Origin of the sequence: Eggerthella sp. BIOML-A4, assembly GCF_009875575.1 — a bacterium.
Classification (GTDB): domain Bacteria; phylum Actinomycetota; class Coriobacteriia; order Coriobacteriales; family Eggerthellaceae; genus Eggerthella; species Eggerthella lenta.
Window position 1 is genome coordinate 219,254 of the sequence record NZ_WWRX01000004.1, and the last position, 14,027, is coordinate 233,280.

Sequence of the window (14,027 nt, forward strand, 5' to 3'; positions counted from 1 at the left end):
TATTTGCAGATACCAATTTATCATCCGAATCGTCATCGTGTGACGGAAAATCGCCGCTCATCTTTCAAATGGCCATGAACGCCCGTTTCGGGCGCACGAACGCCTTTTCCGTCTGAGCGAGATGCGTCGGAAAGACGAGCGGCTGGCCGCATGCCTTGCAAAGCGACATCGAGACCTCGCGGCGTCCGTCAAGATTGAGATGATGGAGAAGCTTATAAATTATGGAGAACTCCCCCCCCCCCCCCCCCCCCCCCCCCCCCCCCCCCCCCCGGTTCACTGTTGCACTTCCGGCGCTCTGCCGTTATCATCTTGTAAAACAACGCTGCGCGCCGAACGGGTTTTTGTTACATGTTACCGGTCTTTTGTGTCGAGGCGTCTTGCAATGACGTGAGCCTATGGTTAAATAGAGCGCGCTTTACAAACGAGTAACGGTTAGGGTACAAGTTTATGGGCTTTCCGGCTTCAACATATCGCTTCATCGATGAGCATGCAAGCTCGTCGACGGAGCAGTGCGCCCTGGCTCGCCCTGCTTCTGCAATCTGCGATGACATGCTGACCCAAAAACCGTCCGGGGGGGGGGCAGTCTGAGAAAGACTGTCGCGAGCCGCATCGAATAGGCGGCGTCGCTCGCGCCGCGTCCGTCGGATGCGTCGTTCGAGAACCCCGCGTCATCAGGATCTCTCCAACTGAATCGATCGAGCCGCCCGTGCCTTCGCGCGGTCGGGCTCGCTATGTGCTGCAGGTGGTGCCGGGCAGGGAGCGCGCCGTGGCCGAGCGCGTCAAGGCGCTTGCCGGTCCGGAGCTGGTGCGCGACTGCTTCGCGCTGAGCTACTGCATCCTCAAGAAGAACCAGGGCGTTTGGCGTCTGCTCACGGAGACCATGTTCCCGGGTTACCTGTTCGTAGCTTCCGACGACATCGAGGCTTTCGAGAAAACCATCAAACGTTCCACTGCGTTCGCGCGCCTTCTGGGCGCCGAGCGGCGCGCTTTCGCGCTGCGGCCCGAGGAGGCCTCGTTCGTGCATGATTTCGGCGGGCCGAGCCACGTGGTGGGCTTTTCCCGCGGCACGATAGACAACGGCCGCACCATCATCGACGAAGGGCCGCTACGCGGTCACGTCGACCGCATCAAGAAGATCGACCGTCACAAGCGCATCGCCTACCTGGACATCGGCCTGCTCGATCAGAAGCAGGTGAGGGTGGGACTTGAGATCGTGCGCAAAACCTGACCTCGCCCTTCGCAGCTTGAACCAGCTTGCTGCGAGGAGCTCGACGGATAGGCGCCGACGGCGAAACCCCTCCTTCGATCTCCCCGCAGGAAACTGCATGCGCCTTTACGGGCGCGACCGAACATACTTCGATGCGCGAAAACGATGCCGCGTGTGCGTTTCGCCAGCTTCGAAGGGATGAATACCCCCGTCATACGTGCGCGTCGGCGGCGCAGCCGAAGGGCGAAGCCATGCCGTCGCGCGTTGAGGAGCCGTGCATGTGGTACGTGGTGCAGACGGTGGCAGGGCGCGAGTTCGCCGTATGCCGCCTGATAGAGAGCTTGGTCGAGGACGATGTGCTGCAGGAGTGCTTCGTGCCGCGCTACGAGGTGCAAAAGCAGTTCCGCGGCCAGTGGCGCACCTGTACGGCCACGCTGTTCCCCGGCTACCTGATCGTGGTGACCGACCGCGTGGACGAGCTGGAATCGCAGCTTCGGCGCGTGCCGGCGTTCGCCTGGGTGCTGAGCAACGACGGGGGTTTCGTTCCTTTGGAGCGCGACGAGGTGGCGTGGATCGACGCGTTCACCGAGAAGGGGCATCGGACGGTGGGCGTGTCCGAGGGTGTGATCGAGGGCGACCGGATCATCGTGCTGAAGGGCCCGCTGGTGGGCCGCGAGGGCTGGATCAGGAAGATCAACCGTCGCAAGCGCACCGCGTATCTGGAGATCGATATGTTCGGGCGAACCATCCAAACGAAAATCGGATTGGGAATTGTCAGAAAACGAACTTGAAAACGGAATAACGGCAGTGGACGCCGGGGGAGCGGTTGCCCTGGACGACGGCTGCTGCCCTGAGCGTGGAGCTGCCGCCCCCGGTCATCCTAAAAACGCGACCGGAGGGGTCCGCCAGGCTGTCATCCTGAGCGAAGCGACCGTAGGGAGCGAAGTCGAAGGATCCCGAGCGGCGCCGGCCGAAAGCGTACGCGAGTACGAACCGCTGGCTGTCGAGGGGCGGCTGGGGTACCACTTCGTGAAGCGGGCGTTCGATATCGTGTTCTCGGCGTGCGCGACGATCGTAGGGTTGATTCCGGTCGCTCTTCTTTGCCTGGTTATCCGCCTGGAATCCCCCGGCTCCCCAATATACCTCCAAGAGCGCGTCGGCTATCGCGGCAAGCCGCTTCGCATCCTCAAGCTGCGCACCATGGTGGCCGACTCCGACGACGTGGAGAAGCACCTGAGTCCCGAGCAGCTAACGCAATGGGAGCGCGAGCGCAAGGTGGACGACGACCCCCGCGTCACGCGTGTCGGGCGCTTTCTGCGCAAGACCTCCCTCGACGAGCTCCCTCAGTTTCTGAACGTACTCGCCGGCCAGATCCCTTTGCGCATATTAAAAACGCGCCCGGAGTTCTCTGAGAAATCCATGGGTGCGTTCGCGCTTCCCGCCAAATCTAGCACGAACAAAGGAAAGGCGTTTTCGCAGGTCGTGAGCTGTTTTGCGAACGGCCTGCGGATGCGTCGCATCTCTAAATTCAATTGTAACCGCATCCGTGGCATGGAAGCCCAATTTCTTGCAAAACCCGTTTTCGGGGCGGTGTGCGCATAGTGGCCAGGAAGGTTTTGGCCCTAGCTTTCAGGAACGCTATCGCCTCTCCCGGGGCTAATCCGGGTCGTGCTGTAGCGTGTGCTTCTGGACTAGATGAGGATAGGCTTATCGATATCAGAAATGATGAGGGCGCAGGGAGCTCATGCGAATGCAACTCCGCAATTGGATGTTACATGTCTACCAAGAATTCGAATTGCGTGGAGTGTTGCACACCAAATGGGGCGTATAAGGCTCCTGCGCCTGATTCAAGCGTGGCTGCTCCCAAAAAAGGTGGCGTTGGCTATCTCGTAGCAAAGAGAGTTTTTGACATTGCGTTTAGCGCGGGGGTGTGTTTGGTGCTAGCTGTTCCCGTAGCTGTTGCATGTGCTGCGATCTGTGTCGATACGCCGGGTAAGCCATTTTTTAGGCAGGAGCGTATTGGGCAGGGAGGTAAGAAGATTTACATCTTCAAGCTGCGGACGATGGTCTCTGACGCCCATGACCATCCTGAGAGGTATATGTCTTCAGCTCAGCTTGAGACTTGGAGGCGCGAGCAGAAGCTTGACGATGATCCGCGTATCACCCGTGTGGGGCGAATCCTGCGACGCACGTCGCTCGATGAGCTGCCTCAGTTCCTGAACGTACTATCTGGGGATTTGTCAGTGATAGGGCCCCGTCCCGTGACGTTGCAAGAAACATACGAATACGGTGACGCTCGCGAAGAAGTCTTGTCCTGTAAGCCGGGCATCACGGGTTGGTGGGCAGTGACTGATCGAAATAACTCGACTTGGCAGAGCGGTCAGAGGCAAGCCCGCGAGTTGTTTTATGTACGTCATCAGTCGCTTGGGTTGGACGCCCGTGTGTTCGTGAAGACCTTCAAGGCGATGAGGAGGGGCAAGTAATGCAACCTTCCGCTTGCGTTCGTTTGATCGAAAGGAGCTCTTTGAAGCTGCGGCGTAATCACTCGCAATGGGTGTGTGGGCTCGATTTGTTCGGCATAAGAAGCATTTTGTCGTGAGCGATTTCAGATGAAGCGCACAAACCGTAGGCGTCGTGTTGTCGGCGCAAAGAAACTAACCATGTTAGCATCGAATTAGATGAGACTGAAATGCGTATCCTGTATTTTTCGCAGTTTTATAAACCTGAGAATATCGCTGCATCATTCAGGGCGACCGAGCATTCGCGTATCTGGGTGCGTGAGAGCCATGATGTAACTGTGTTCACCGGATGGCCGAATTATCCCGTTGGTCGCTTGTTCGACGGCTATGAGATGAAACCTCTAGTTGAGGAATTGATTGATGGTGTTAGAGTCTTTCGTTCCGCGTCAAAGATTCAGCCAAACACAAGCTTTGCGAAGCGAATAGAGAGCGGTGTCAGTTTCATCGCTAATGGCCTGAAAAACCTGGGTAAGAAATCGCCTGTTGGTAGTAATTATGATGTAGTGCTCGTCACATGCGGGACCGTCTTCGCTGCGTGGCTCGGCGTTCACTATGCAAAGAAGTGCCGCCTGCCCCTTGTGGTTGAGTTTCGCGATCTTACTTACAAGCAGATGCTGGCGACAGGCAGCAGGGGCGCAAAGGTAGCTGCGATGAAATCACTGGAGTTATCTTTCTGCAAAGCTGCAGATTGCGTCGTTGCGCTTACCGATGGGTTTAAGAAAGACCTTGAGGCGGCTGGTGTTCCGGGCGACAGTATCGTTATTGTTCCCAATGGAGCCGATGTTGTTGCATGTAAACACATGTGGGATGGCCCTTTGCGTTTCGGTTACTTTGGGACTATGGGATTATCTCAGGACGTGTCTGCGACGGTGGAGTACGTGAAGCGAATCGTTAACCTTGGGCTTGCATCAAGCTATGAGCTTATAGGCGAGGGTGCTGCTCGCGACGAGCTAGAGCAGTTGGTTGCTACTGGAGACTACGGTTTTCTCAAACTTGAGCATGGTGTTCCAATGGCCGAGCTTGAACCGCGCTACGCAGGGGTTCACATGACCGTTGTCTCGCTCCAAAAGAGCGCTGAATTCTCGGGAACCATTCCATCGAAGATATTCCAGTCGTTTGCCCGAGGTGTGCCTGTTCTGTTCGTAGGCCCGGAAGGTGATGCATCTGAGCTCGTTCGTAGGAGCGGTGCTGGTATTGCTTTGTGTGGAAGCGAGGAGGAAGACATCAGCGAACTCGAGGCTTTTGCCTCGAGGGCTGATCGTGCGCGCAATCTCGCCAGAATGAGCGAAGCGGCGGTTGATTTCATGAATCGGGAGTACTCAAGAAAGCTTATGGCGGATAAGATGATCGCTGTTTTATCCGATGCCGTATATAAGACCAAACAAACAAATGAAAGGATTAAAATCAATGGTTAACGTCATCGGTCTCGGCTATATCGGACTGCCCACCGCGCTCATGATGGCCACGCACGGCGTGGAGGTCGTGGGAACCGACTACAACGAAGAACTCGTGGCAACCCTGAACGCCGGCCACACTACCTTCAAGGAGGAGGGGCTTGACGAGCTGTTCGCCGACGCGTTGAAATCTGGCATCAAATTCACGACCGAGTATCAGGTGTGCGATACCTACATCGTGAGCGTGCCGACGCCCTACGATAAGCTGGACAAGAAGATCGACCCCTGCTATGTGATTGCCGCCTGCAAGACGGTGCTCGAGGTCGCCCCGAAGGGCGCCGTGCTCGTAATCGAGTCGACTATTTCGCCCAACACGGTGGATCGCTTTGTGCGCCCGCTGCTCATCGAGGCCGAGCGTGAGGATGTTAAGCTCGTGCACGCCCCGGAGCGCATCATCCCCGGAAACATGGTTTACGAGCTGCTGCACAACAACCGTACGATTGGTGCGGACGACCTCGAGGTGGGCGAGGAGGTTGCTAAGATTTACGCAACCTTCTGCCAGGGCGAAATCAGCGTGACCGACATCCGTACCGCTGAGATGACCAAAGTCGTCGAGAACACCTTCCGCGCAATTAACATCGCATTCTCCAACGAGCTTGCCAAGATCTGCCGTATCGGCGGCATGGACGTGGCGGAGGTCATCCGCATCTCCAACAAGCACCCGCGCGTGAACATCCTGCAGCCCGGCCCCGGCGTTGGCGGCCACTGCATCCCCGTCGACCCGTGGTTCCTGGTGGGCGACTACCCCGAAACGGCAAACTTCATCCGTCTGGCGCTTCAGACCAACGCGGGCATGCCTGAGTATGTGCTGCATCGTGCCCACGAGGTTATGGCCGAGCGTGGGATCAAGGATGCCTCCAAGGTGGGCATCTACGGCCTGACCTACAAGGAGGACGTTGACGACGTGCGCGAGAGCCCCACGCTGCAGATGCTCGAGTCCATGGAAGAGCACCTGTGCGGCGGTGGCGTGAAGGTGTACGACCCGTGGGTCGAGCGCGACGAGGTTCCGGGCCAGGTGCACTCCATGGAGGAGTTCCTGGATGGCCTGGAGATGGTTATCGTAATGGTGGGCCATTCCCAGATCAAGGGCAAGCCCGAAGTGTTCGGCGACCGCATCCTCATCGACCCGCGCAACGTGTGTGGTGACGGTGAGAACGTCTACAAGCTGTAAGTCATTAAAGAGATGCAGGGAGAAGCAGGTTTGAAGAAAGTGATGCTCGTCTTCGGGACGCGCCCGGAGGCCATCAAGATGTGCCCGCTCGTGAACGAGCTCAAGAGCCGCCCCGACGAGTTTCAGACGGTTGTGACCGTGACAGGTCAGCACCGCGAGATGCTCGATCAGGTTCTGCGCGTCTTCGGCGTAACGCCCGACCATGACTTGGCAATCATGAAGCCGGGCCAGACGCTATTCGACGTCACGTGCGACGTACTGCTGAAGCTGAAGGCCGTTCTCGAGGAGGAAGGGCCTGACGTGGTGCTCGTGCACGGCGACACGACCACAAGCTTTGCTGCAGCGCTCGCCTGCTTCTACCTGCAGATTCCCGTGGGGCATGTGGAGGCGGGGCTTCGCACCCACGACATATACAGTCCCTGGCCCGAGGAGTTCAATCGTCAGGCCGTGGATATCGTCAGCGAGTACTACTTTGCGCCCACCAAGGCGAGTAAGCAGAACCTGCTCGACGAGGGCAAGCGTGCCGAGAAGATATGGGTGACCGGCAACACCGGCATCGACGCCCTGCGCACCACGGTGCGCGAGGACTATACCCATCCGGAGTTGGAATGGGCCAGCGACAGCCGCCTGATCTTAATCACTGCACATCGTCGTGAGAACCTTGGCGAGCCCATGCATCGCATGTTCCGCGCGATCAGGCGCGTGATGGAGGAGCACCCCGACACCAAGGCGATCTATCCTATTCACATGAACCCACTCGTACGCAAGGCGGCTCACGAGGAGCTGGACGGCTTCGATCGTCTCCATATCATCAATCCTCTGGAGGTACTTGACTTCCATAACTTCCTGGCTGCGAGTCATCTCATTCTTACCGATTCGGGCGGCATACAGGAGGAAGCTCCTAGCTTGGGCAAGCCGGTGTTGGTGATGCGAGACACCACCGAGCGACCTGAGGGGGTTGCCGCGGGCACGTTGAAGCTTGTGGGCACTGAGGAGGACGTTATCTATCTTGAGTTTTCCCGTCTGCTGTCCGACGAAGAGGAGTATGCGGCAATGAGCCGGGCTTCGAACCCGTATGGGGATGGGCATGCGAGCGAGCGAATTGCGAGCGTGCTCGGTAAATAGGGGAGATTAAAGAATTGTCAAAGCTGCGGCTTTATATAGACACCGCGCTGCACCTCAAGCCTAGTCAGATTGCCTATAGAATCTGGCGAAAGCTTGGGGGCAGCACGCGTTTGCATGTTGGTTACAGGCCTTGCCCCGATGCGGACAAGGCGGATATTCGCCGCGTTCCCGCATTATCGGAGATTGACTTCGATCCAGTTTTTCTAGCGCGTTTTGATGTGGATGCTCTTCTTGATGACAGGGTGGAACTCCTAAATCATGAGGAGCGCATGGATTGGCGCGAATCGTGGCACGCAGAGCTCTCGACCCCGCTCTGGCGTTTTAACCTGCATTACCACGAATACTTGCTTCCTCTTGCGAAGGCTTTCCTTGATGAGGGTGATAAGCGATACCTTGATAAAGCCAAAGCTATCGTGGACAGCTGGATAGATGCCTGCCCGCGGGAGCGCGGAGGCGTCGCCTGGGATCCATACGTCATATCGATGCGCATCGTTAGCTGGCTTGCTTTTAGAGCTGAGCTTGATGACGCATTGAGGACGGATGATGCCTTTTGCGAGCGAATTAACGCATCGCTGGCCGAGCAGTACGTACATCTTTCTCAGCACCTGGAGAAGGACCTCCTGGCCAATCACTATCTAGAGAACTTGAAGGCCCTTGCTATCCTTGCGTGTTATTTTGGCGACCGCAAGACGCTCGAGCTTGCTTTGCCTATGCTAAAGGCGCAGGTAAACGAGCAGGTGCTCGATGACGGAATGCACTTCGAGCTGAGCCCGATGTATCAGAAGATTGTGCTTGAGGATCTGATGCGCGCTGCAATTGTCTTGCGCGACTCGGGCTTTGGTGAGCATGCTGAAGCTTTTAAACTTCAGCAGATGTGCGACTGCCTTTACTCCATGGAGCGCGGGATTGATAGGACTCCACTGTTCAACGATTGCGGCGACAACGTGGCAAAGAGTCGCGACGCGCTGTTGCTTTGCGCTCGCGAGCGTTTCGGCGTTGTACCGGAATTTCATGGTGTGCTAAAGAATTCAGGCTACTGCATTCTCGAACGGCAGACCAAGGCGGGCTTCGTCAAGGTGATTTTCGATGCCGGCAAGCCGGGCCCGGCCTATGCCATGGGGCACGTTCATTGCGACGCATTGAGTTTCGAGTGCTTTGTGGATGGAGGGCCGTGGATTGTGAACTGCGGCACCTTTGCCTATCAGGATGCGAAAAGGCTTGAGTTCAAGAAGACGCATTCGCACAGTACCGTGATGGTGAATGGTGAGGAACAGCACGAGTGCTGGGCGCCATTCCGGGTTGCCAGGTACAGTACGGGCGCTGTTGAGGATTCGGCGGCAACGATAGTACGCGGTGCTCTTCTTCAATGTGGTGGGAAGTGCAAAGTGGTTCGAGAGATTGTGCTTGAGGCGGATGGGCTACGTGTTGTCGACCACCTTGTAGGCGACGGGTGCATTGAGAGTGCCTTTGTCTTTGCTCGTGACGTTCCCGAAGCCGATGGGCAAATAGACGAGGTCGCATATGCGCCAGAATTTGGCGTGTACCGCGACTCCTGTCGGATCATTAGCCAACCCGCCAATTCCCACGAGGTTTATTTTACGTATCCCCGCTACAAAAAGGCAGTTATATAATATGGATAAGATGAAGCTCTATAATGCCATGCCGATTTTCGTGCAAAACATCGGTTGTCGCCGTGAAGGTGGGCGACTTGCCGAGCTAAGATTCGGCGGGGACTTTAAGTCGCGTCTAGCCGATTACAACTCGCGCATCGCTTGCTCGCGTGACGAGCTACTTGATATTAGGGACCGTAAGCTTCGGAAGATGGTGCAGTTCTGCTATGACGAGGTTCCTTTCTATACGAATATGTTTGATGAGGGCGGAGTCAACCCTGCGTCTATCAAGACCGCTGACGATCTCGCCGCTCTTCCAATTCTTGACAAGCAGACCGTTCGGGACAATGTTGAGCTGTTGAAACCTAAGAGTCTCGAGCAGATTCCTCATATCACTGAACACACGAGCGGATCGACGGGGTCGAGTCTCATCTTTCCGCAATCGGTCGACAATGTTCGCGATCTTTGGGCGGCTTTTTGGCGCTTCTGGAACCGTATTGGCATTGAATACGGCACGAGGTATGCCGACTTCGGCAGCAGGACCATTGTGCCGCCGAACCAGAGAAAGCCGCCTTTTTGGCGGGAGTGTCAGCCGCTTTTCCAGATTAAGTTCTCGGCTTTCCACGGCAACGATGAAAACTACATGGCTTACTTCAAAGCAATTAATGATTACGGACTAACCTGGATCCACGGGTATCCTTCGTGCATCATGCCGTTTGCGTCATTCGTTGCGCAAAACGGTCTGACTTTCGATAAGCCTATCAAGGCCGTGACGGCGAGTGCCGAGAACTTATATGGTTATCAGCGGTCCATCATAGAGAAGGCGTTCGGGGTACAGCCCCATGCTCTGTACGGCCTCACTGAGGCGGTAGCGTGCATTGGAGAGGACGCCGACCATGATTACATTGTTGACGAGGATTACTCCGCCGTTGAGTTCATTGAATGCGGCGATTATTCGCGAATCGTTGGTAGTAACCTTACCAATTTCGCCTTCCCACTCTTGCGTTATGACACCGGTGACCTTGCCATTACCACCGATAGGCTAAAGAACGGCCGAAGGGTAATCGAGCGGATCGATGGGCGGACTGGCGAACTTTTGTCGCTTCCCGACGGAGGCAAGGTCGGCGCGCTCTCTGCTTTGTTTACTGAGTCGGCGACGATCAAGGAAGCTCAGATTCATCAGCTAGAGGACTACTCGGTCGAAATTAGCTTTGTTCCTCTTTCGGATAACTACACTGAGGACATCGCCGAGGCGGAGAAACGCTTCCGCGACAGGACCAAGGGAATGCTCCCCGTATCCTTCAAGCGCGTCGACGGAATCGAACGCACGAAGCGCGGAAAGCTTCGCTACGTTGTGTCGGACATCAAATAACTGGACGGTTGGAGGATGATGAAAATGGCTAGACGAATCGCATTGCTTTGCGGTGGCGCCAGCGGGGAGCGCGAGGTCTCGCTCTTATCGGCCGCAGCCGTGGAAGAGGCTCTGGAAAAGCGTTACGAGGTCATAAAGATAGACACAGGCGTTGAGGGCTGGGCTCATACGCTCCTCGACTCTTCTGTCGAAGGCGTCTTCATTTGCCTTCACGGAGGGGCTGGGGAGAACGGGTCGATCCAGGGGTTCTGTGAAAGCGTTGGCTTGCCCTATACGGGGCCGGGCGTTCTCTCCAGCGCGATTGCAATGGACAAATTTGTGGCAAAACTGTTGGTCGAATCTTTCCGCATCCCAACACCTGGATACATCAGGGTGCTTCGTGGTGAGGAATGCAATATAGAAGACATTAGGACCAAACTGGGAGGCAAGCTTGTCGTAAAGCCTTCAACCGAAGGGTCCGCCCTCGGCGTCTCCATCGTCGACAATGGAGACGATCTCGCTTGTGCGATTGACACTGCGCTGGAGCTTGCTCCCTCGGTTCTGGTTGAGCAGTTTATTTCAGGCAGGGAGCTGACGGTCGCGGTGCTGGGCGGGGAGAAGCCTCGCGTTCTTCCTCCCATTGAAATAATCCCGGCTAATGAATTCTATGATTACGAGGCAAAATACGAGCAGGGCATGGCGCAGCACATTTGTCCGGCAAATCTCACTGAAGAAGAACTTAGGCAGTGCGAGGAGATGGCGTTGGGAGCCCATGACGCCCTCGGCTGCTATGGTGTGTCCAGAACCGATTGTATTCTGGACGAGCGCAATCGCCTCTGGTATCTGGAAACGAACACCATTCCCGGCATGACCGGGACCTCGTTGCTTCCTGATGCAGCAAAGGCTGTTGGCATCACTTTTGATGAGCTCTGTTGGAATATCATGGAAGATGCCTGGAGTAGGTGCTAGCAGTTGAAGGTCTACTATCTGGGACAATTCCCTCCTCCGTACGGCGGAGTGACGGTTAAGAACGCCTTGCTCGCTGAGGCGCTTGCTGATCGCGTCCCCGTCGAGAAGGTCGGCTTCAGGGATGTGGGAACCGTCAAGATCGTTCGGCTTCTGATGACGTCGAAGGACGGCCTTTTCATGCTCGGGTTCGGTAACGCGAGGATACAAAGGGCTCTACTTTGTTTGCTCTCAATCGTTAGACCGAGCGTTCTCTCTCGGTGCTATCTAATGGCAATGGGGGGCCTTCTTCCGAGCCATTTGTCGAGCGATTTAGCATATAGGAAAGCCTGTGCGAAGCTGGGTCGTATTTACGTTGAAACCAAGACCATGTGTAATGCAACAAGGAATCTTGGCTTGGATAATGTGTCGATTTACCCTAACTGCCGTAACAGGCCGACTGCTACGGTCTTGCCGCATAAAACGGGCGGCGTCCTTAAATGTGTCAGCTTCTCGCTAATTGGACCAGCGAAGGGGGCTGACGTCATTCTGGACTGCGCCGAGCGCCTTGCGGGCGTTGAATTCTACTTCTATGGGCGTGTTGAGGAGACATTCAAGGATGCTTTCGAAGCGCGGGTTTCGGCGCTTCCGAACGTTTTCTATCATGGTGTCTTCGACTCAGTGACAAATGATGCGGTTTCCGAGCTCTCTAGGTATGACTTGCATCTTTTTCCCAGTAAATGGGCAGCAGAAGGCGTTCCGGGCGTTTTGGTTGAGACAAAGATGGCAGCGGTGCCGACCGTTGCGAGCAATATTGGCTACAATGCCGAGCTTGTCGCGTCTGGTAAGGACGGCATCGTTCTTGATGAGTGTACGGCTGAAGCGATGTGCGACGCAATAAAAGCTTTGGACAGGGATCGCGAGCGTCTTGTTTCGATGAAGGAGGCGGCGCTCGCGTCGGCGGAGTATTTTTGTGTAGACCACTACCTCGAGGAGCTGGTCGCGGATTTGGACAATGGGCGGAAGGGGGCCCTTAGATGAGCTCTTTTATGAATGCGGCGAACAAGCAGAGAAGAGCGCATTAGCGGTATTGGCATAAACTCAAGCCTTTCGAGGCTATATGAGACGTAGATTTATCTTTTCGCAATTTGTTAACCTCGCTCAGTGTGAAATTGGCTAGGGTTCAACCTGCGGCTGCAAGGGCGTAGGCGTAGTGGCGCATAAGCGTGCGAAGATTGGCAAGAGTTGCGTGATTGCGCGACGGCGGGCGTAGAGGGCGTTGCGAGGCGTCTGCTGTCGGCGATAATTAGCACATCGGCGCGGGTGTGAAGGTGCTCGGTCCGATTGTGAATGGTGACAATATGATGATTGGGGCGAATGCTGTGATGATCAAGGATGCTCCCTTTGGGTCTGTTCAGGGGGGTGCCTACGAAATGTCTAGATCGGGCACCGAAGGAGGACGTCGACTGAGCGTTCTGTTCACTTCCGCAATTGACTTTAACTCAAACTCATCTCTCGGCATCTCTGCTAAGGTGATGTCTCAGGCGAAGGCTTCCGAGGAGGCTGGACACGACGTCTATATAAGTAAGGACTACGGCTTAGAAACGAGGATAGAGCGACCTAGTAGCGGGGAAGTCGTTGCCAGCCATGTTCGGAAGACCGCGGGAGATCGCAGAAGCAAATATGCTTTTCTGAGCAATTGGTCTCTTGCGAACGGTGTTGAGGCAGTGGTTATTCGTTTTGACCACCTTGATAACGTTTTCTGCTCGTTCTCGAAACAGCTTCGAAGCAATGGGGTTGTCCTTGCGGTGGAGTTTCCCACCTTCCCCTTTGAGATGGAAAGGGATGCGCGCCATAAAAGGCTTCTCGAATCGCGCAAGTATTTGAGCTATGTCGTACATAGGGCATATGCGTGGCTGGAATCCCTTAGGGCGAAACATGCCCCGCGCTACTTCGACTACGCCATCACTTACCTTGATGACGACACTATCTGGGGAGTGCCGAACATCACCTACGACAATGGAATTGACCTTGGAGCTATTCCATTGAGGAAGGCTGGCGCGCCTTGCGAAGCCGTGAGGCTTCTTGCTGTCGCCAAGTTCTCCCCTCATCATGGTGTTGACAGGCTCATTCGCGGGCTTGCTGAGTATAAGGGCGCCCGACCCGTGCTGCTTACGCTCGTTGGTGTGGGTGCAGAGAATCCTTCCTTGGAGAAGCTTGTTTCCGAGCTGAAGCTAGAAGATTTTATTGTATTTGCGGGTGCTGCGACCGGAAGCAAGCTTGACGCTTTCTTTGATGACGCGGATGTTGCTGTCGGTTCTCTTGGATTGCATAGAATCGGGATTTCCCTCGGTTCAACGATGAAATCCAGGGAGTATTGTGCCAGAGGCATACCGTTTATCTATTCGTTCCCCGAGAAAGGTTTTAACGGGGACGAGGAGTTCACTCTCCTGCTTCCCAGCAATGACGACCCGATACCCATTGACAAGGTTGTCGCTTTTGCAAATAGGACGGCTACAGACCCGGAGACTGGCAGCAAGATGCGTGCCTTCGCCGAGAAGCAGTTCGACTGGAAAGTGCAGATGGATAAGGTGCTGAAGGTTCTAGAAGCGGAAGTTACGGATAAGAGAGGCAAGAAAGGCTAA

General features: G+C 55.7%; 12 protein-coding genes. All 12 read left to right on the forward strand.

Annotated elements, in window-relative coordinates; genetic code table 11:
• Nucleotides 1-706 precede the first annotated feature (706 nt).
• The 12 genes from GT613_RS04990 to GT613_RS05045 all read left to right on the forward strand — a co-directional run bounded on the left by GT613_RS04990 (nucleotide 707) and on the right by GT613_RS05045 (nucleotide 14,027).
• Nucleotides 707-1,228, forward strand: coding sequence for a transcription termination/antitermination NusG family protein (locus tag GT613_RS04990; protein ID WP_015760826.1), 522 nt, complete (start codon nucleotides 707-709; stop codon nucleotides 1,226-1,228).
• A 257-nt stretch (nucleotides 1,229-1,485) separates the two neighbouring features.
• Nucleotides 1,486-1,998 (forward strand): antiterminator LoaP, encoded by a 513-nt coding sequence (gene loaP / locus GT613_RS04995; protein ID WP_015760825.1) that lies wholly within the window; start codon nucleotides 1,486-1,488, stop codon nucleotides 1,996-1,998.
• 238 nt (nucleotides 1,999-2,236) lie between these two features.
• The gene (locus tag GT613_RS15635) at nucleotides 2,237-2,809 is read left to right on the forward strand and encodes a sugar transferase (RefSeq protein WP_258553932.1); all 573 of its coding nucleotides are present in this window, start codon (nucleotides 2,237-2,239) and stop codon (nucleotides 2,807-2,809) included.
• A 173-nt stretch (nucleotides 2,810-2,982) separates the two neighbouring features.
• The gene (locus GT613_RS15745; protein WP_114513253.1) at nucleotides 2,983-3,690 is read left to right on the forward strand and encodes a sugar transferase; all 708 of its coding nucleotides are present in this window, start codon (nucleotides 2,983-2,985) and stop codon (nucleotides 3,688-3,690) included.
• 206 nt (nucleotides 3,691-3,896) lie between these two features.
• Nucleotides 3,897-5,141, forward strand: a complete 1,245-nt coding sequence (locus tag GT613_RS05010; RefSeq protein ID WP_161172523.1) for a glycosyltransferase family 4 protein — start codon at nucleotides 3,897-3,899, stop codon at nucleotides 5,139-5,141.
• Entirely contained in the window at nucleotides 5,134-6,351 is a 1,218-nt protein-coding gene (locus tag GT613_RS05015; protein WP_161172524.1) for a nucleotide sugar dehydrogenase, read from the forward strand. The genes GT613_RS05010 and GT613_RS05015 overlap by 8 nt, the downstream gene beginning before the upstream one ends.
• A 30-nt stretch (nucleotides 6,352-6,381) precedes the next feature.
• Nucleotides 6,382-7,476: a non-hydrolyzing UDP-N-acetylglucosamine 2-epimerase gene (wecB, locus tag GT613_RS05020; RefSeq protein WP_161172525.1), complete on the forward strand. Its 1,095-nt coding sequence runs from the start codon at nucleotides 6,382-6,384 to the stop codon at nucleotides 7,474-7,476.
• 14 nt (nucleotides 7,477-7,490) lie between these two features.
• A complete protein-coding gene (locus GT613_RS05025) occupies nucleotides 7,491-9,107 on the forward strand; it encodes a heparinase II/III family protein (protein ID WP_114516464.1) in 1,617 nt (538 codons plus the stop codon).
• Between the two features lies 1 nt (nucleotide 9,108).
• Nucleotides 9,109-10,458 carry a phenylacetate--CoA ligase family protein gene (locus GT613_RS05030; RefSeq protein ID WP_114513249.1) on the forward strand — a complete coding sequence of 450 codons (1,350 nt, stop codon included), beginning with the start codon at nucleotides 9,109-9,111 and terminating at the stop codon, nucleotides 10,456-10,458.
• 24 nt (nucleotides 10,459-10,482) lie between these two features.
• Nucleotides 10,483-11,406 carry a D-alanine--D-alanine ligase gene (locus GT613_RS05035; protein ID WP_227111447.1) on the forward strand — a complete coding sequence of 308 codons (924 nt, stop codon included), beginning with the start codon at nucleotides 10,483-10,485 and terminating at the stop codon, nucleotides 11,404-11,406.
• A gap of 3 nt (nucleotides 11,407-11,409) precedes the next feature.
• Nucleotides 11,410-12,423 carry a glycosyltransferase gene (locus tag GT613_RS05040; protein ID WP_041239416.1) on the forward strand — a complete coding sequence of 338 codons (1,014 nt, stop codon included), beginning with the start codon at nucleotides 11,410-11,412 and terminating at the stop codon, nucleotides 12,421-12,423.
• A 320-nt stretch (nucleotides 12,424-12,743) separates the two neighbouring features.
• Complete coding sequence (locus GT613_RS05045; protein WP_015539761.1) at nucleotides 12,744-14,027, forward strand: glycosyltransferase family 4 protein; 1,284 nt, start codon at nucleotides 12,744-12,746, stop codon at nucleotides 14,025-14,027.

Excerpts from the sequence above, each read along its gene's own strand:
- GT613_RS05010 (WP_161172523.1), top strand. The coding sequence starts at position 3,897 with ATGCGTATCCTGTATTTTTCGCAGTTTTATAAACCTGAGAATATCGCT.
- GT613_RS05015 (WP_161172524.1), top strand. The coding sequence starts at position 5,134 with ATGGTTAACGTCATCGGTCTCGGCTATATCGGACTGCCCACCGCGCTC.
- GT613_RS05035 (WP_227111447.1), top strand. The coding sequence starts at position 10,483 with ATGGCTAGACGAATCGCATTGCTTTGCGGTGGCGCCAGCGGGGAGCGC.
- GT613_RS15745 (WP_114513253.1), top strand. The coding sequence starts at position 2,983 with ATGTCTACCAAGAATTCGAATTGCGTGGAGTGTTGCACACCAAATGGG.
- loaP (WP_015760825.1), top strand. The coding sequence starts at position 1,486 with ATGTGGTACGTGGTGCAGACGGTGGCAGGGCGCGAGTTCGCCGTATGC.
- GT613_RS05045 (WP_015539761.1), top strand. The coding sequence starts at position 12,744 with ATGATGATTGGGGCGAATGCTGTGATGATCAAGGATGCTCCCTTTGGG.
- GT613_RS05030 (WP_114513249.1), top strand. The coding sequence starts at position 9,109 with ATGGATAAGATGAAGCTCTATAATGCCATGCCGATTTTCGTGCAAAAC.